This is a genomic window from Mycoplasma sp. 1578d, from assembly GCF_024582695.1.
In the GTDB taxonomy this organism is placed as follows: domain Bacteria; phylum Bacillota_I; class Bacilli_A; order Mycoplasmatales; family Metamycoplasmataceae; genus Mycoplasmopsis.
The window spans coordinates 629,906-648,596 of record NZ_CP102081.1 but is presented as its reverse complement, the minus strand read 5'-3'; the positions used below and the strand labels follow the sequence as shown (position 1 = coordinate 648,596).

The window sequence follows — 18,691 nt, the reverse complement described above, 5'->3', positions numbered from 1 at the left end:
TTACATAACTATGAATAATTTAGAAAAAAGAGAATATGTTAAATTAGAAAATTACATCACAATAACTAAAGGTAAACAACTTAATAAAGATGAGATGATATCTAATGGAAAATATCCAGTTATCAATGGAGGTGTTACACCTATTGGTTATTTTGATGAATATAATGAACCGGAAAATACAATTACTGTTTCTCAAGGTGGTTCAGCAGGATTTGTTGATTTTCAAAGAACCAAATTTTGAGCAAGCGCTCATTGTTACATTTTAAGACCAAAGAACGAAGAAGTTCTTTTAAATAAATATTTATATTACTTTCTTAAAAACCAAGAAAATTTTATTAAAAACCAAGCGTCTGGAGTAACTCTACTTTCATTGTCTGAGGATTCTATTTTAAATTTAAAAATTACATTGCCTGACATTAAAACTCAAGAGAAAATAGTTGAAATTCTTGATTTATTAACTGATTATTCCCAAGAGCTAACAGCCGAGCTAACAGCCGAGCTAACAGCCGAGCTAACAGCAAGAAAAAAGCAATATTCATACTATAGAAACCAACTTTTAAACACTAATTATTTAACTGATATTAAAAGACGAAAATTAAAAGACGTTGTTTCATTTGAAAGAGGACAATGAAAAATTGACATTCCAGAAGGGACTAAATACCCTGTAGTATCAAGTGGCACACAAGTTAAAAAATATACAGATATTCCAAACAGAGACAAAAATTCAATAACAGTAGCTTCATCTGGGGCAGGAGCTGGTTTTGTTGCTTTTTGAGATACACCAATTTATGCTTCAAATTGTTTCACTATACACGCTAATGAAGAAATTGTTCTTCAAAAATACTTATTTCATTTCTTAAAAAATAAACAAGAATATATTCATTCTTTAAAATCAACAGGTGGAATACCCAATATTTATTCCTCTTATATTTTTGATATAGAAATTATTATTCCAAGTTTCAAAATTCAGCAAAAAATTGTTGATGTATTAGATAATTTTGAACAAATTTGCGAAAAACTCAATATTGGTTTACCTGCAGAAATTGAAATTAGAGAAAAAGAATATCAATATTATAGAAATAAATTATTAACATTTGTAAGCAACATATTTGAAGTGTCTTCAGTTGACAGAAACCTAGATACAGAAACCTGAACAATTGATTTAATTAAACTAATTAATTTTGTCTTTTTTGACACAATTTCAAATAATTTAGAATTTATTAATTATGTTGAATTAGAAAAATATATTAATTTAACTAATGGTAAAAAACTAGATAAAGACTTTATATTAATTAAAGGACAATACCCTGTATTTAATAGTGGAATCATACCAATGGGTTTTTCAGAAAGATATAACGAGCAAAAAAATACAATTACAATTTCACAGGTTGGTTCTTCGTTAGGGTATGTAGGATTTCGAAAAACTAATTTTTGAGCTAATCCAAATTGCTACATAGTAAAAACTAAAGATGAATCATTACTTTTAAATAAATATCTCTATTATTTTTTAAAAAATCAAGAATATATCATTAGAGAAAAATCTTATAGTGCCGGAATCCCTATGTTAGCAAGAGAAACTATTTTAAACTTAAAAATTACTCTACCAAACATCCAAACTCAACAAAAAATAGTAGACATACTTGATACTTTTGAACAATTAACAAGTAGTTTAAATCAAGGTTTACCTGCCGAAATTGAGCTTGTCAACAAACAATACCAATATTATCGAAATTTACTTTTAACTGAACTAAGTTTTTTTAAATAATTTTCACTTTTAATTATGAAAGACACACTTAAATATACAAGAAGTTATGAGACCCAAAAATCGCTTCAATATTATTCTGAAGCGATTTTTAATGTTGGATTACTTAAAGCCGAAGAAACATTATTAAATAAATACTTTAAAGATCAATTTAATATTAAAATAGCTGATTTAGGTTGTGGACCAGGGAGATTTACTTTTAATACACTATTATTAGGATATTTAAATATTGATGGTTATGATATTAGTCGTTTATCAATTAAGCTGGCTAAATCTTTAAAACAAAAGTATTTATCTTCAAATCCTAAAGCAGTAGTCAACTTTTATCAAGATGATCTAACTCAGCCACATTTTCTAAAACAAGATTATTATCATCTAGCTTTTTTTACTTTTAATTCATTAATGTGTATTCCTAGACACGAAAATAAAATAAAAGCTTTGCAAAGTGCTTGAAATTCCCTATTAAAAGGTGGAATTTTAATTTTTACAGCTGATGAAGTTGATAATGATGATGCTAAACAAAAATACATTCAAGAGCAAAGAGATTCAATTAATAATACTAACTGAAGAGCTGAAGATGTAATTTATCATATCGACGATAAGGCTGGAGTTTTGTGTTTTTATAATAAAAGTGATGTTTTATTAATGATTAAACAAGCTAACTTACCTACACCGATTTTTATTGCCAAAAGAGATCAAATCGCTCAAGAGAGCGAACAAACTAAAAAATTTTCAGATAATGCATATTATTATGTACTCAAAAAATAATCTTATTTGTTGTTTTTTCGGATAAATTCTTTATAATAATATTTATGAATTTATCGAGAATATTCGAGATGCAAAAAGATTTAGATGAAAAAATCAAAGAGAAATCAGTTGATACAGATCCCAATTTATCTGAAGATCAAATCATTATGAATGGAACAATTGCCTTAATTGTTGAAGCTTCAGAATTTGCTAACGAAATTCAATCATTTAAATATTGAAAAAAGAACAAAAACATAGATAACAAAAAAGTTTTAGAAGAATTTGCTGATTTAGTTCACTTTTTAGTTTCGTTTTCTAATCGTTATAATGTTCCACATCAAATTGAACCCATTGTTTGCTCATCCAATTTAAATCTTCAGTTACAAAATTTATTTATCGCTTTAACTAAAATAATGCAAAATCCTTGTAAAGAAACTGTACATAATGCGTTTCGGATTGCAATTGGAACCTTTGAAATGCTTGGATTTACATATGAACAATTGTGTTCGTGATATATTGTTAAAAACCAAACTAACTATCAAAGAATTTTAAACAATTATTAGACTAAATCATAGTATAATTTCATTACTGCCCAAGTGGTGGAATGGTAGACGCTGCGGACTCAAAATCCGCTGGAGCAATCCGTGCAGGTTCAAGTCCTGTCTTGGGCACCAAAACATATTTTTTATAATATTCCAAAGCAGGATTTGATTATCCTGTTTTTTATATAAATAAGCTACCTTTACGGTAGCTTATTCTTCATCTTCTCATTCCATTTGGTGCCCGTAAATCGAAACAGTATCACCACGTTTAATCCCTTTTCGAAGCAATTCGTCTCAAACTCCAATTTTCTTCATCATATTGTTAAATCTAACTAAATTATCATAAGAATTAAGTGGAATTTTGTGATAAAACTCTTCCACTTTTTTGCCCGTGATATCAAAATGTCCACGATAAGGAGAATGAATAATATAATCAGGTTCAAAAGTAATTTCTTTTACTTCTTGTTCTTCTTCTTGAATCGGTTTTAAAGAAACTTCCTGAATTATTTCTCATAATTTTTGTTTAACTTTTTCCAAATTTTCTCTTAAAATTGCTGAAATCACCACAACTTCTAAATTAGGAAATTGAGATTTGAATTTACTTAAATTCTCTTGAAATGAAGGAAGATCGCTTTTATTAGCAATAATTAGTTGAGGTTTTTCTTCTAGTTTATAGTTGTATGATTTAAGTTCATTATTAATGGTTTGGTAATCAGAAATAGGATCTTTATCTTCACTCCCAAAATCAATTACTTGAGCTATAACCCTGCAACGCTCAATGTGTTTTAAAAATTGAATTCCTAACCCTTTGCCTAACGAAGCGCCTTTAATTAAACCAGGTAAATCAGCAACTGTAAAGGATTTTTCGTGGAATTCCACCATTCCTAATTGGGGAACAAGTGTGGTGAAATCATAATCAGCAATCTTTGCTTTTGCGTTTGAAATAGCTGAAAGTAAGGTGCTTTTTCCTGCACTTGGTTTACCAACAATACCAACATCAGATAGAATTTTAAGTACAATTTTAGCTTCGTATTTTTCGCCCGGCATTCCATTTTCTGAAATTCGTGGAGCTGTATTTTTAGATGTTTTAAATTTAGTATTTCCACGTCCACCTTTTCCGCCTTTAGCTATAAGATAAGGTTTGTTGGGTTCGATGATATCAGCTACTAGTTTTTTGCCATTGTACACCAAAGTTCCGATTGGTACTTTAACATATTTGTGTTCAGCATTAGCTCCATAAAGATTTTTAGGCCCGCCCTTAACTCCATCATTTGCAATAATGATTTTATTTTTATAAAAGCTAAGGAGAGTGTTTTTTCCTGGATCGGCAATAAAATAAATATCACCACCGTTTCCACCATCTCCACCATCAGGCCCGCCTTTATCAACGTGGGCCTCTCTACGGAACGATACCATACCGTTTCCACCTTTGCCAGCTTGAACTTGAATTGTGATTTCATCAATAAAACGTGCCATTTAATTTCTCCTTATTAGTAGTTTCTAAATAATACCATATTTTTAATTCTCAATTAACGTGCAAGAAAAAAACAACTTTTAAAAAGTTGTTTAATATTCAAAATCATTAATTCCAGCAAATGTTTGTTCATCTGGGTGTGAAATATCTCAGTATCTAGTATTAATTCTTCTTTGAATTTGTTTTTGTTTGAATAATTCAAGTTTTGATCAAATTCATGAACAAATGAAAATTGATGAATAAACTCCAATCGAAATACCAAATAACATAACAATATTAAATGCAAAATTAGTTGCACTTCCGAAAGTTAATAAGATAAATACTGCGAAAATTGTAGAGAAAGAAGTGTATAGACTTCTTTTTAAAGTATCAGAAATCGCTTGATTCACAATGGACTTAATTTCTTCTTTGGTCAAGATTTGATTTGGATATTCATTATTGATTTTTTCTCTAATTCGATCAAAGGTAACAATAGTGTCATTAATTGATAAACCAATAATTGAAAGCATAGCAGCTACAATAATGGTTGAGATTTGTAATCTAGTAATAATTACAAAAGCAACAACTATGATAAAGTCGTGCATAAGACCTAACACAGCAGCTATAGCAAAGGTTCAATTCATTCTAATTAATGTATACGCAATAATACCAATAAATGCAACAGCAACAGCAATTAAAGCGTTTAAAACAATTTTTGAAGCTTCTGAAGGTAGAATTTGCAATTCTTGTGCTGAAATATCTCTTCCGACTATGTTTTTTGCTAATTCTCGAATTTGAGCAATTTGTACTTGGGAAAGAATTTGCGATGTTTTAATGTTGATTACATAATTTTCGGTTGATAAACTTGTTTTATTGATTGAAATTATTTCAGCCGGATCTTTTAAATTAATATTTGAAGAATTTTGAATAATTGCATTACGTATTGATTCGGCTTGCGTTTTTGTTAAAAAATCATTTTGACCTGGAATTGAAATATTAATTCCTCCACTAAATTCAAGCGATCTGTTTATTCCGGTTCAAAACGATTTATTTGTTCCAGCAATCGAACCAAATACAACTAAAGAAATAATGATAAATATGAATGAACCAAGAGTAAATCATTTTGCCTTTTTTAAATAATCAAATTGTGAAATTTTGATTGTCATTTTCCCTGGGTTCTTAATTCTGTTTTTTCTAATTCCAAGCATTCATAATCTTTTATCAAAGAAACCAGTTCCTACGATCATTGTCGAAAGGAAACGGGTGAAGATAAGCATCACAACAAGGGTAAAGAAAATTGAAAGAATGAGTGTAATTCCAAACCCTTTAACCTCTTTAGTTCCTAAATAGAATAAAATAAATCCAATAATAATAGTTGTTATATTTGCATCAATAATTGACGAAAGCGAAAGTCGATTGGACGTTTTAAACGATTTATCGAGCGAATCTCCTGAATATACTTCAGATTTAAGTCTCTCAAACGTAATAACGTTAGCATCAACACTAATTCCAATCCCGATAATTAAAGCAGCAAGTGTCGAAGGGCTATATTCGCCTTTGATCGCGGTAAAAATAAGTAATACAAGGAACATATAAAGAGAAATTGAAAAGGCGCTTATTATTCCAAGTAAACCATAATTAATGATCATAAATACAGCAATAGCAATAAATACTAATAATCCTGCAATCATTGCATAATAGAATGCTTTATTTTGTAAAGTTGAATCTAAATAATGACTTGAAACAATTGTTAAATCATAATTACTAAGTCCAAAATTAATTCTATTAGCTAAATCCCTTGCTTCATTATTTGTAAAGCTACCACTAATAATAATTTTTTCTGAGTTTAATGGAGCTGCTACAGAAGCAACACTAATTAGGTAACGACCTTGGATATCAATTATATTTTTCTTGAATGGATTTTGTCTAACGATTGGACGTTGTGTAGTTGGATCAGTGATAACTTCAAAAGGTTTATTTCCCACGTGCACAAAATTTCATAAGTTTTCTCTTGCTTCAGCTCAATCTTTTGGATATTGAGTTTTAGCAATATTGATTAACTCTAAAATATTTAATCACATTAAGATTGATTTATTTTGTCTTTTGGAAATGTTTTCAGTAGCACTTGTTCATTGTTTAACAGCTTCTTGGTTGAGCAATTTCAGTTCAACAATATTTTTTCCGTCTTGTTGAATTAAACTTCTAGCTTCATTTGGAGCAAAAGGAGGTATTCAATTAACTGGAGCTCCTTTATTTAATGATCCGTTTTCATCAAAAACTCCATCATAAAATAATGGTTTAAGATCTGAATCGGTAAAAGTTAAAGTTGGTTTGCTAGTGATTTCTTTTAAGAATTGATCTTTTTGAGAATCGTTTATTTGACCACTTTTAGTGATTCGGATTTTTCCATCACCTTCACTACTTACAGAGACTCCGTTTAAACCAGTACCACCTGTTAAACGATCGAAAAGAAATTTATTAACATTTTCAGTTAAGGTTTTATCAGCATTTTGTCCATTTGATGACACTTGGACAACAACTTCAACCCCCCCACCATATTCAATTGATTTATTAACATTTTGAGAAATATAATATTTACTTCCAAAGCCAATTGTTACTGCTGCAGATGTAAGAGTTAAAACACTGATTAAAATTCTTTTTCAATTTTTTAACTTGAAAAATTCTTTAATGCGTTTCATATTACTATATTTTACCAAAAACATTCATTTTTAAGACGTTTCTTTTAGTTTATTGAAAGCTTTTCTTTGATTAAATAATCAACTCCTTTTGAGGTGATTTTACGACCTCTTGAATTTTTTTCGATTAACTTAAAATATAGCAAAATAGGTTCAATATCATTCAAAATGTTGTCTTTACTTGTGGAGATAAGTCCAGTAATAACATCAAGAGAAACGGCTTTTTCATCAAATCCTTCACGGAGTACTTGCAAATATTCAATATGATCTTTAGAAAGACCTAACGGATACAACTCGAGAAAATTGAATGTCTTTTTAATAATCTTATTATCAATAATTCCATTATTTAAGGAAATAGCAAAATCCTTAATCCGACTTAATAAATGATTAGCAATTCTGGGTGTTGATCGCGAATATGATGCAATGATTTTTACCTGATTTTCAGGAATCTCAATTTCTAATGCATGAGCTGAATTTTTAATTATGGTCATTAAATCATTGATATCATAATTGACAAATCTTCCGATAAAACCAAAGCGATCTTTCAATGGTTGAGATATTTCATTTATTTTAGTTGTAGCTCCAATTAAAGTAAATGGCTTAATTTTCATGCGAATAGCTTTGGCGTTTGAATCGACGCCAATAATCAGATCAAAAACAAAATCTTCCATGGCATTATAAAGAAATTCGACCACGATTTTATTAATGCTGTGAATTTCATCAATAAAGACAATATCTCCTTCTTTTACCAACGAAAGGACTGAAATAATATCTGACTTTTTCTCAATGTTTGCACCTTGAATATAATGAATATTCTTATTATTTTCGTTTGCAATAATTGTGGCTAGAGTAGTCTTACCTAAACCCGGTAATCCGTGGAGTAAAATATGATCTAAAATTTTATTTTGTTTTTGCGAACTGTCAATCATCGCTTGGATTGTTTTAATTAATTTACGTTGGCCAATGAATGATTTAAAATTATGCGGACGCAATATTGATTTCATTTTGGTTTGTTGCGATGATTTCAATACTTTGCTCAATCATTTCTTCTAGTGTTTTTGATGTATCAACTTTAGTAACTGCAAAATCAATTTGTTTTTTCTTGAAACCTAAAGTATTTAATGTTTCACTAAGTTGTTTTAATTGTGATTGAGTTGCACTATTATCTTTAATTTGTTTGTTCATTATTTTGGTTCATTTATTCGCTAATTCTACACAGAGAAAACGAGCAGTTTTTTCACTAATAAACGGAAATTTTGCAATTTCTTGTCAGTTTTCTTGTGAAATTAGTTCAGCAACATATTCCCAACCTTTATCGAGAATGTTCATTGCGATTTTAGGACCAATTTTATCAATTGAAATTAAATCAATAAATAATAATCGCTCTTTAAAATCTTTGAATCCGTATGTCGTTTTATTGTATTCAGTATTATATTCATAAAAATACATTTTAATTTTATCGTGAACTTGATATCTTGATTCATTCGAGACAACCACAATGTGCCCTTCAGACTTAGATTCAAGAATCAAATTATTATTCTTTTTATATACAATTTCACCTAATTTATAAAGTAACATTTTAACCTCTTTTCGTTTAGTTAATAAAGAGAATAAAAAAAATAACTAGAAAAAAGATTTTTCCAGTTATTTTCTATTATAAAATTAATTATTGAATTCGATCGTTAAGTGCAACGTATCCTTGAACCTTTTTACCTTTGTAAAAACCACAAAATTTACATACAACATGCTGTTCGATCATTTGTGTACAATTTTTACATGAAACAAGGTTTGGCATTTCTAAAGCAGAGTGACTGTTTCTTTTGTGTTTACGTTGTTTAGATGTTTTTCTTTTTGGTACTATAGCCATTTGGTCCCTCCTTATTGTGGTTTTTATAAATGCTTTTTAATTATAACTTAAAAAAGTAATTTGATAAGTAAAATTTTAGATAATTTATTTCTTTATTTTAAGAAATAATTCGTCTAATTGATCCTGCTCTACTCCTGAAGGAGCATTTGTGAATACGTCTTGACTTTTAGCGTTTTTAGGAAAAGCAATAACATCTCTAATTGTTTTGTGCTGGGTTAAAATCATAGTTAAACGATCAATCCCTAGCCCAATTCCACAGTGTGGCGGAACCCCAAAATCAAGTGCTTTAAGGAAAAAACCGAATTTATGTTCTTGTGCTTGTTTATCCATTCCGATAAGTTCAAACATTTTTTCCTGCATTTGACGATCGTAAATACGTGCCGATCCTGAACCAAGTTCAAAACCGTTTAAAACTAAATCATAACTTTTAGCTTTAAGTTGATTTTTAGGAAGTTGATCAATTTCTTCAAGAGTGTTATCAAACTGGGTAAATGGATGATGTGCTGCCTCTCAGGTATTAGTTTCTTTATCATATTCAAACATTGGTCAATCAATGATTCAAGCAAAATTGTATTCATCTCTTGCTCAATTGTATTGCTCATTTAACTCAACTCTTAATGCTCCAAGTGCTTGAGAAGCGTTTTCGTATTCATTAGCAACGATAAAATATGTTCCAGTTTGTTTGTTAATTTGAGTGATTAATTTTTCAACACTTTGCGGTACTTTTTTTGCAAAATTTGTGTCCTTAAGCTCACCATTTTCTATAGTGAAATAAAATAAAATGTTTGCTTTATTTTTCTTTGCAATTTCTTCTAGTGATTTAAATTGTTTTTTATTAATAATTTCATCAATTACCAAAAGACGTTTCGAAGGAGCGTTTTTAATAATATCAAAATCTGAATCATTGCAAAAATTGTTAATATTTACAATTTTATTATCAAATCTTAAGTCAGGTTTATCAGTTCCATAATCACGAATGCAATCATTAAATTTGAGTTTTTGAAATGGAATAGTAATTTCAACATTCATAACTTTTTTCATAAAATGTTGAAATAGTTTTTCAATAATACTCATAAATAATTCAACACTTAAAAAACTTGTTTCAATATCAAGTTGAGTAAATTCAGGTTGACGATCTTTTCGTGAATCTTCATCTCTAAAACAACGAGCAAATTGATAGTATTTTTCAAATCCCGAAATCATTAATAATTGTTTGAATAGTTGCGGAGATTGTGGTAATGCAAAAAACTCACCTTGATTTCGTGTTGGTACTAAAAAATCTCTTGCTCCTTCTGGGGTTGCTTTAGCTAGCACGGGAGTTTCAATTTCAGTGAACTCATTTGAGTGCATGAATTCACGAATGGCAAAAAACAAATCATTTTTAAGTTTAATAGTTTTTTGCATAATTGGACGGCGAAGATCTAAGAAACGATATTTTAAACGCAAATCTTCTTTAGTTTCAAGATCGTCTTTAATAGCAAAAGGTAATTCAGCTGAAGCAGAGAGCACTTTATACGATTGAACATTAATTTCAATTTCACCAGTTTCAAGTGTAGGATTAGGATCTTTTCTTTTTACAACAATTCCTGTTACTTCAAGGACACTTTCTTTTGAAAATGAAATTGGGTGATTAAAAACTAATTGTGTTATTCCATATTTATCTCTTAAATCAACAAAATTGAGCTCACCAAAGCGTCTTTTGTTTGCTACCCAACCATATAAAGTCACTTCCTTACCTTGATCAGAAAGTCTTAATTGATTATTTTTAATTACCTTATTCATAATTACCTTTTAAAATTCATCATCATATGACATTAAAAGTTCTAAAAATTCATCGTGTCCTGAAACGCCTTCAGAAAGATCAATTTTCTTTTTCTTGTTTGTACGCATGTTTTTAAACACAACTACTTCAGGATCTGAAATTTTTGGATCTTCATAAATCATAAATTGTACTTTTTGCTTTTGAGCTAATTCAAATAATTTTTTGCTCTTAGTTAATTCAGGAATAAAATTAATTTTAACACTTCCACCTTCAAGGTTAAAATATAAATACAATTTATAAAGCTTTTCAAGCGTGCTCATTTTTTCTGAAGCACCCATTAAAACTAGCGGATTTGGAACTCTTCCGATATTAGGCACAATATGAGTTCTTTGAATATCTTCAGGCTCTTCTAATTCTGGACTTAAAAGTTCAATGAAGCGATCAACTCCAAACCCAAATCCAACGCTTGATATTTCTGGACCGTTTAATTCAGCGATTAAATTTGAATATCTCCCACCACCAATTAAAGTTGCTTCAATATCTTTAGTTTTATAGATAAATTCAAAAACAATTTCGTCATAATAATCTAATCCACGTACTAAATTATGATCCACTTCATAATCAATTTCATAAGAATCTAGCAACGAAAGGACAGACTCAAAATATTTTTCTGATTCTTCTGAGTAAAAATCAGAAATTTTAGGAGCTTTTTCCATGAAAGGTAATTTAGAATCAACTTTATCATCTAAAATTCTTAATACGTTTTTTGATTCTAGTCTTTCTTGTGAAATTTCACTAAGCTGATCTTTATATGGGATTAAAAATTCTCTTAATGCTTCTTGAAATTTAGTTCGAGTTTGTTCATCACCAATTGAATTGATGTGTAGCTTAATCTCAGTTCCTTTTTTAAAAGCTATAAGATCGATTAAAAATTGAGCTGTACAAATCACATGAACATCTCGTAATGGAGTTTTAGGACCGACAAACTCAACTCCGGCTTGATAAAATTGTCTATAGCGTCCACTTTGTGGTCTTTCATAACGGAACATTGGGCCATGATAAGCGAATTTATCAATTTCAGTTTGTGCATATCATTTATTAGCGATAAAAGCACGGACAAATGAAGCAGTTCCTTCAGGTCTTAGAACAATTTCGCGTCCACTTTTATCCTTAAAAGTGAACATTTCTTTTTGGACCATATCACTATTTTGATTGCTTCTTTGAAATAGTTCAGCATATTCAATAATTGGAGTTTCAACCAACGAAAATCCAAAGTATTCAACTAAGGTTTCAAATGCAGAAAGAATCTCTCTTTTTTTATTAAAATGATCAATCGAATAATCAATAGTTCCTTTAACTTTATTAATCATATAACCCCTTTTCAATTAGTTAAACTATTTTAATTTTACATTATTTAACTCTAATAAAAAACAGAGTTTTACCAAGTAAGGGCAAGACCTAATATATTACTGTTTGGATATGGGTACATTTCCATAAATTAGCAAAGAAAAAAATATTTTTTGTTGGTTATTAAAAAATCAAAAATATAATAAGTTATGTATGAAAAAGTTACTAGTGTTTAAGTTATTAAGTATTGTTACAAGTAGTGTAATTCCAGTGTTGTTTTTAGCATCTTGCAACACAGAGCAAGATCGCCCAAATAAGAAAAATAATGATCTTGTTTATCAGTCTATTGCTGATTCGATTAAAGAAATTGATGATAATATTTCGCAATATCTCAAACAAAATAAAATTGCTAATCCATCTGATAAAATTGTTGAGTACGAACCAAATCATCAGAAAAATTACTCGTATGCATCCACTTCGAGACGAGCAAGAGGTTCTTCGCCAAGAATCCAAGACGCTGAAGGAGTCAAAATTGTTCATTGAAATATTTTAAATTATCCAAATAGACAAAATTATGATAATCAATTTAAAGTTTCAATTATTAGTAAAGTTCTTTCAGAAATTAATGCTGATGTTATCGGATTAACTGAAATTAATAATGGTCAATATGAATCAGTGAATTTAATAGTTCAAAAACTTAATTCTCTTTCAAATCGTAAATACGCTATGGTTTCTCAACCACAAAACCAGTATAATCCTAACTCATCTGGCAGTGTTCAAGAATCGGTGGTAATTTTATATGATACTAACAAACTCAATTCATTAGAATTTAGCGATGGAAGCGTTGAAAAATCTTTCCAAGACGAAATAGATTATCCAACTAGTGATGAACAAATAACTAGCTACGTGCGTCCACCGTTTGGAGCTATGTTTCAGATAAAAGGAACTCAAAGAAGTTTCACCACTATTTTTGATCACTTTGATTCTCCAGGTAAAAAAGGAGACGAAGTTAGCTTTGTTGATTTAGATTATGAACTTCCAGTAGGAGCTCGATTAAGCAGATCAATTGGTTCACAAGAGGGTGCTGAGGCATATAATCTAGACAAAGTATTTGATTTTTTTGAGCAAAACGGCGCTCAAAACATTATTTTTGGTGGGGATACTAATATTCCTAAAAACTCATCTGATATATTTGCTAATTTAATTACTTCTGGTTATTTAAGCGGTTGAAACGATGATGCTTCAGCGTCTACATCATTAAAATCACCAGCAAATATTAGAAAATTTGTTAAGGATGGAGATTATGATGGAGCATATTCAGAACCATATGATCGTATGTTTTATGATTCTAAGTCTTTAGTTCAGGAACCAAAAAATCATGATTTATTTAAATATGACATTTTCAAAAAATACTTTGAAAATAGCGAGTTTAAAGATTATGTCAATAGGGAATACGAGCGAATTTACAGATCAAAACTTAACGCAGGCTCTAAAGTGGATAAGAGTTCAAACAACATTTGATTTATTCTTAGAAACAAAGTATCAGATCATTTACCAGTGTGATTATCGGTTAAATTCAAGAAATAAAAAAATACTTTTTTAAAAAGTATTTTTTTATTTCTTATCTTCTTCTTATAAAAATCGATAGTATAAAATAAACCAGTAATGCAAAATTAACAAAAAGATCAATTCCACTTGCTAAAGCTGATTTGAAAATTTTTGAATTATCAGTTATGTCAAGATACTGAGATCTTAGCAATACTTGTCTTCAGGTGAAGAATGTACTAAATGTTAAAAAGACTGTATAAAGCACTGGCAAGATAAAATCAATTGATCTATATCAAGTTGAGGTTTGTTTTTCTTGTCTTGATAAAGTAAAGTATAAAACAATTGAAATTAGAATTGTAATTACAATAATTGAAAATAAAAATACAATAACTTTTCAAATTTTTGTTAAATCAACTAAATCAAAATACGATAACACACCAGTAATTAGAATAATTAGAGCTGGGACTACAAGGATTGTGATAATAACTTGATAATTTAAATCTCCAATTATTCATAAATATAAAAGACCAAACGAAATCAGTAAAGGTAAAGTAATTTGAACTGCCAATCAATATAAAAAGGTAATTATCAGACCACGTTCCCTTGAAAAACTATAGGAAATGGACACGACAAAATACACTAAAGTTGAAACCATCATCGCCAAATAAACAAAAAACATTTTTTCCGAATAGTTAGTATAAACCCAACCTAAAATGAAAAAATCAGCAATTATTAATAGTGTGAACAATACAATACTAATAGCGAAAGTTAAAAAAGTAAAAGCAAAATATTTTTTATGCGATTGCGATACATTAACAATTTCAATATTAGTAAAATTTTGTTTTGAGAAAGGATTATTCATCATAATTTAATATTATATATTTTTTAACCAACAAAAAATCAATTTTTTAGCTGAGTAAAATAAATGAATTCATGTTAGATTGTAATATCTTCAAAATTAATTATTCCATCACTGGATAGTGGGAACTGATAATAATTTTGCACAATGATTTTTGAAAGACTTTTTGAATTATCAACGTTCTTGGGATCAAAAGGAAGTGGAATTAAATTGTTCAATTCATTAATTAAATTAATTTGACTTTTCAGATCTTTAGTTTTAACAATTTGCAGAGCTTTTTGTAAATCAAAGTTAATTGAACTGAGAATTGGATAATTATTAAAGGAATTCTGAGGATTTAAATAAACATTTGTTAATGGATTTTCTCAAATAAATTTAATAAAACTTTCAAGTGAATTATCCTGATATTCAAAAATTTGATAGCTAATAAAATAATTATTTTTCTCAAGGTATTGCTGAGAAACTTGTTCTAATTTAGATTTTAAATGTGGAGAAATGGTATTTACTAAATCTACATAGTATTGATATAAAGTATTTTCTCGCTCTGAATTAGTATCTAAAATTGGGACTGAAAAAATAAATTCTTGATTAGATCCAGCCAAATATTGATTAATGATCAAATTAAGTTCGTTCTTAATTTGATCAAATTCAATATTTGGTAATGCCTTATTAAAATCTAAAATATGATTTTGGTCAAAATAATAATTTCTCAAATCAAAATAATTAACTTTTTTTTCTGTGTTTTTTGAATAAAAATAAATATCTTGTTGATTGATTTGAGTATATGCATCACTTAAAGTTTTGATATTGCTTTGCTCATTTGCATTGTTATTTAGTTGAGTTAATGGTAATGCAAGTGAATTTCAGTAATATTCATTATCCAAATAAATTGCTCGAGCAAATAATGAATAAATTCGACTTAAATAATAGCGAAATAAATAAGCATTTTGATTGTTTTGAAAATAAAAGTTTTTAAAATCAGTGTTGAATTTATCTGATTTTTGTGGATCGAAAGAATTAGCAAAGAAAAAGTGCTGATTAATTTGTAAGTTATTATTTTTAAAAAACTCTCTCAAACCATATTGTCGTGAACGACTTAAAATATCTTCCTTTTGAATATTGTTAAATATTTCGAATGGAGCTTCAGAAATTAAATTTTGTCGAAATGAACGTAATTGTTGAATTCTAAATGTTTCAATATCTAATGGAGTTGGATTAAATTTTAATGAAATCTCTTCAATTGTGTTTAATGCTTGATTAAATTTATCGTCAGCAGAAAATTTGTTTTTAATTAATTTTAGAGAGTCAATTCGATTAATATAAGGTAAATATTTAGAAACATATAATCAATCTTGAAAATTGCCTTTGCCCTGATTTAAAGAAGGAAAAGGGTTGAAAATCATATTTTGCATTAATTCATGTTTAATAAAATTATCGGCTAATTTTTTAGTCGAAATAATGGTAAGTAAATTGCCTTTGCCACTTAATGTAACACCATAATTATTTTCAAATATTTGCTTAATTTGTGGAGTTAAGTTTGAAATTAAATCTTGAGCACTTAATTTAATTTGAGTTTGTTGTCCATTGTATTTTGAGTAATAAACATTATCCTTAATCTCAAAGACAATACTTGTTGCTTTTTTCATATTGGTTCAAAGATCAGGGTGATTAATTGAAGTGATGTCATTAGATGAAAGATTAGTTATATATTGATTTGAACGATTAGTATTATTAATAAAATTGTCATTTGTATAGGTTAATGATGTTTTATTATCAAAATTTAGTTCAATTGATTTAGCCAAATAAAAAGATAAATGACTTTTTGATGATTGAGCAATCACGTTATTAACTTTATCAACAATTAAATTATCAAAAGAATTGTATTTTAGAAGAGGCGCAAAAAGAGCTTTTTCAATATCATTTTGAACTTTTTTATTCTCAAAAATTGGTAGGATTCCGTTAGCATATTGATTTGGATAATTATAATTACGCAAGTAATTTTGCTTCTTTTTAATTTGCGAAGGGGATGTACATGCAACTAAAAAAGGAGTCAATAAAATTGGAGAAAATAGCCAAAAAAGTTTTTTATATTTCATTGTTTCCTATCTATTTCAAAAGTTATGAGCAATTTTACTTGCTATTAACTTTAATAAAATAATAAATAAAATGGAAATGATAAAAGTACAAACAAATAAACTAATATTTGAAGGGTTATCAATAATTTGTTTGTATAAATTCCCAATATTTGAATATTGATAAATATCTTTTATATTAAAAAAAGATAACGAAGCAAGGGCAATCAATCCGAGAGAAAGCTGCTCAGCTAAAAGTGGTAAGCAAGTAAAAAAGTTCACCTTAACAATTCGATAAATAATTTTTCACGAACTCAATCCTAAAACCCGATAAGCAAGGATATATTGCTTTTGTACCACAAGAACAGCATTGTTATATGCAAAGTAGAAAATAGAGAAAAATCCAATTAGACCTAAAATTAAAATTGCTTTAGTAAATGAATATCCAGTTAAATTAAAAATAATAATGTTCAAGAATAAAAATGGAATAATCATAAAAACACTAATCGCTCAAAATGATACTTTAGATGTTTTACCTTGGTAAAAATATCCTAAAGTAGTACCGATATAAATTCCTAAAACTCCCTGAATTAGTGTGGATATGATCAATATTAAAAAGGTTAGTGAAAAAGAATTAAGTAGAATAGCTAGATTATCAACTCCGTTTTGATTTGTTCCAAGTAAATAAAAAAGTTTTTGATTAGTAATTGCTTGAATAAGTTGATATGGATTATAAGTTAGAGTATAAGTTGATTGAAAATTTTTAATTCTATCTAAAGTAATAGTGCCTTGAGCTTGAAGTTTAAATAAATAATCTGTGAACGAACCTTTGTCAAAGGTTCTTGTTGTTATTGGTGATAGTGAAGAAGGAAGATTGTAAGTTAAAAAACTATCATGCATTGGTGTATAGCTAGAACTTTGATATGATAAATTTGTAATTCAGATAATTAAAAGCAATCCAGCGAGTAGAATAATTAGACTTAAATTAAGTTTATTTTTAAAAAACTTTTTAATCAATGAATGGTTGGTTTGTTGCATTTGTCCGAGTTGATCAATATTTGAATTATCAAAAGAAACAAACGAAAACTTTTTATGCATTTTGTCTCCTTTTGAAATTAAAAATAGCTTGATAAACATTATCTTTATAAACTGGATTTGCTCATACTAAGATCAATTCTATAAAGAGTTGAAATACAATGATTGAAATTACTGTCGAAAAAATAAAATATAAAATTAAATACATTTCGCCTTGATCAAAAGCATTAATTAAAATAATACTTTGTCCCTGAAGTTGAAATACTCTTTCCACAATTATTGAGTACGAAAGTACAAAAGCATATAATACAGTAATCGAAGAAGCAAAATTGACAAAGCTATTTTTAAGGACATGATTAAAGAAAATTTTTATTTCACTTACCCCTTTTGCTCGAGCAAATTTTATGTATGTTTGATTAAGAACTTGACTAGTAGATTCTTTGACTTTGAGAGCAAAAAAGGATACACAAACCACAAAAATGAGTAAATTAGGAAAAAATAAGCTTTGAATCACAGATCCTAACGCATATTCACCTGGTTCGATTATGAGCGAAGGTCAATTGATTTGTTCTGAATAAATAATTAAAATAGGAGCTAAAATAAAAATTGGTAATGACGAAAATAAATGCAAAAATGCCACAATAAAATTATCTAAATATTTATTTTTAATATAAGCACTAGCGCTCCCAAAAACAATTCCAAATAAAAAAGAAACCACAAATGAAGGGATGATTAGTAATAAACTCTTGGCAAAATAAAAGTTATAAAAATAAGATACGCTATCAAATGAATTAGCATTATTTGTATTGAGAATTCAGCCAAATTTAAAAGTGATAATTGAAACTAAATAAGCAAAATAATTGCTTAATATATTACCAAACGGTGAAATAATAAAAGACAAAATAAAAAAAGAAAGACTTAGCATTAAAAATAAAGAAACAAGTCCTCATAATCCTTTTTTTAGTACTATGTTTAATGTTTTCATTTGATCTTTCTACAAA

The 18,691-nt window shown here is 28.3% G+C and carries 15 protein-coding genes and 1 tRNA gene; 5 read left to right on the top strand and 11 right to left on the bottom strand.

What is annotated here, in order from left to right; genetic code table 4:
* The first annotated feature begins 10 nt into the window (after positions 1 to 10).
* The 4 genes from NPA11_RS02590 to NPA11_RS02575 all read left to right on the top strand — a co-directional run bounded on the left by NPA11_RS02590 (position 11) and on the right by NPA11_RS02575 (position 3,183).
* A complete protein-coding gene (locus NPA11_RS02590) occupies positions 11 to 1,765 on the top strand; it encodes a restriction endonuclease subunit S (RefSeq protein WP_257043322.1) in 1,755 nt (584 codons plus the stop codon).
* A 15-nt stretch (positions 1,766 to 1,780) separates the two neighbouring features.
* Entirely contained in the window at positions 1,781 to 2,530 is a 750-nt protein-coding gene (locus NPA11_RS02585) for a class I SAM-dependent methyltransferase (RefSeq protein ID WP_257043320.1), read from the top strand.
* A 44-nt stretch (positions 2,531 to 2,574) separates the two neighbouring features.
* A complete protein-coding gene (locus tag NPA11_RS02580) occupies positions 2,575 to 3,072 on the top strand; it encodes a dUTP diphosphatase (RefSeq protein ID WP_257043318.1) in 498 nt (165 codons plus the stop codon).
* A gap of 27 nt (positions 3,073 to 3,099) precedes the next feature.
* Positions 3,100 to 3,183 (top strand) — tRNA-Leu (locus NPA11_RS02575).
* A 78-nt stretch (positions 3,184 to 3,261) separates the two neighbouring features.
* On the opposite strand, the gene obgE is transcribed toward NPA11_RS02575, so the two are convergent.
* The 7 genes from obgE to hisS form a co-directional block, all read right to left on the bottom strand.
* The gene (gene obgE, locus NPA11_RS02570; protein ID WP_257043317.1) at positions 3,262 to 4,527 is read right to left on the bottom strand and encodes a GTPase ObgE; all 1,266 of its coding nucleotides are present in this window, start codon (positions 4,525 to 4,527) and stop codon (positions 3,262 to 3,264) included.
* Positions 4,528 to 4,617: 90 nt separating this feature from the next.
* Positions 4,618 to 7,203, bottom strand: coding sequence for a protein translocase subunit SecDF (gene secDF / locus NPA11_RS02565; protein WP_257043316.1), 2,586 nt, complete (start codon positions 7,201 to 7,203; stop codon positions 4,618 to 4,620).
* A 44-nt stretch (positions 7,204 to 7,247) separates the two neighbouring features.
* On the bottom strand, positions 7,248 to 8,240 hold the full coding sequence (ruvB, locus tag NPA11_RS02560; protein ID WP_373457154.1) for a Holliday junction branch migration DNA helicase RuvB: 993 nt from the start codon (positions 8,238 to 8,240) through the stop codon (positions 7,248 to 7,250).
* On the bottom strand, positions 8,179 to 8,778 hold the full coding sequence (ruvA, locus tag NPA11_RS02555) for a Holliday junction branch migration protein RuvA (RefSeq protein WP_257043315.1): 600 nt from the start codon (positions 8,776 to 8,778) through the stop codon (positions 8,179 to 8,181). Before ruvA ends, ruvB begins: the two co-directional genes overlap by 62 nt.
* A gap of 88 nt (positions 8,779 to 8,866) precedes the next feature.
* A complete protein-coding gene (gene rpmF, locus NPA11_RS02550) occupies positions 8,867 to 9,067 on the bottom strand; it encodes a 50S ribosomal protein L32 (RefSeq protein WP_257043314.1) in 201 nt (66 codons plus the stop codon).
* Positions 9,068 to 9,151: 84 nt separating this feature from the next.
* On the bottom strand, positions 9,152 to 10,849 hold the full coding sequence (gene aspS, locus NPA11_RS02545; protein WP_257043312.1) for an aspartate--tRNA ligase: 1,698 nt from the start codon (positions 10,847 to 10,849) through the stop codon (positions 9,152 to 9,154).
* Between the two features lie 9 nt (positions 10,850 to 10,858).
* The gene (gene hisS, locus NPA11_RS02540) at positions 10,859 to 12,199 is read right to left on the bottom strand and encodes a histidine--tRNA ligase (protein WP_257043311.1); all 1,341 of its coding nucleotides are present in this window, start codon (positions 12,197 to 12,199) and stop codon (positions 10,859 to 10,861) included.
* Between the two features lie 190 nt (positions 12,200 to 12,389).
* Between hisS and NPA11_RS02535 the strand changes: the two genes are divergently transcribed.
* Complete coding sequence (locus NPA11_RS02535; protein ID WP_257043310.1) at positions 12,390 to 13,763, top strand: MnuA family membrane nuclease; 1,374 nt, start codon at positions 12,390 to 12,392, stop codon at positions 13,761 to 13,763.
* A gap of 34 nt (positions 13,764 to 13,797) precedes the next feature.
* On the opposite strand, the gene NPA11_RS02530 is transcribed toward NPA11_RS02535, so the two are convergent.
* The 4 genes from NPA11_RS02530 to NPA11_RS02515 all read right to left on the bottom strand — a co-directional run bounded on the left by NPA11_RS02530 (position 13,798) and on the right by NPA11_RS02515 (position 18,675).
* Positions 13,798 to 14,586: an MAG0110 family membrane protein gene (locus tag NPA11_RS02530; RefSeq protein ID WP_257043308.1), complete on the bottom strand. Its 789-nt coding sequence runs from the start codon at positions 14,584 to 14,586 to the stop codon at positions 13,798 to 13,800.
* A 74-nt stretch (positions 14,587 to 14,660) separates the two neighbouring features.
* Positions 14,661 to 16,679 carry an OppA family ABC transporter substrate-binding lipoprotein gene (locus NPA11_RS02525; protein ID WP_257043306.1) on the bottom strand — a complete coding sequence of 673 codons (2,019 nt, stop codon included), beginning with the start codon at positions 16,677 to 16,679 and terminating at the stop codon, positions 14,661 to 14,663.
* Positions 16,680 to 16,685: 6 nt separating this feature from the next.
* A complete protein-coding gene (locus tag NPA11_RS02520; protein WP_257043304.1) occupies positions 16,686 to 17,753 on the bottom strand; it encodes an ABC transporter permease in 1,068 nt (355 codons plus the stop codon).
* The gene (locus tag NPA11_RS02515; protein WP_257043302.1) at positions 17,746 to 18,675 is read right to left on the bottom strand and encodes an ABC transporter permease; all 930 of its coding nucleotides are present in this window, start codon (positions 18,673 to 18,675) and stop codon (positions 17,746 to 17,748) included. The genes NPA11_RS02520 and NPA11_RS02515 overlap by 8 nt, the downstream gene beginning before the upstream one ends.
* Between the last annotated feature and the right edge of the window lie 16 nt (positions 18,676 to 18,691).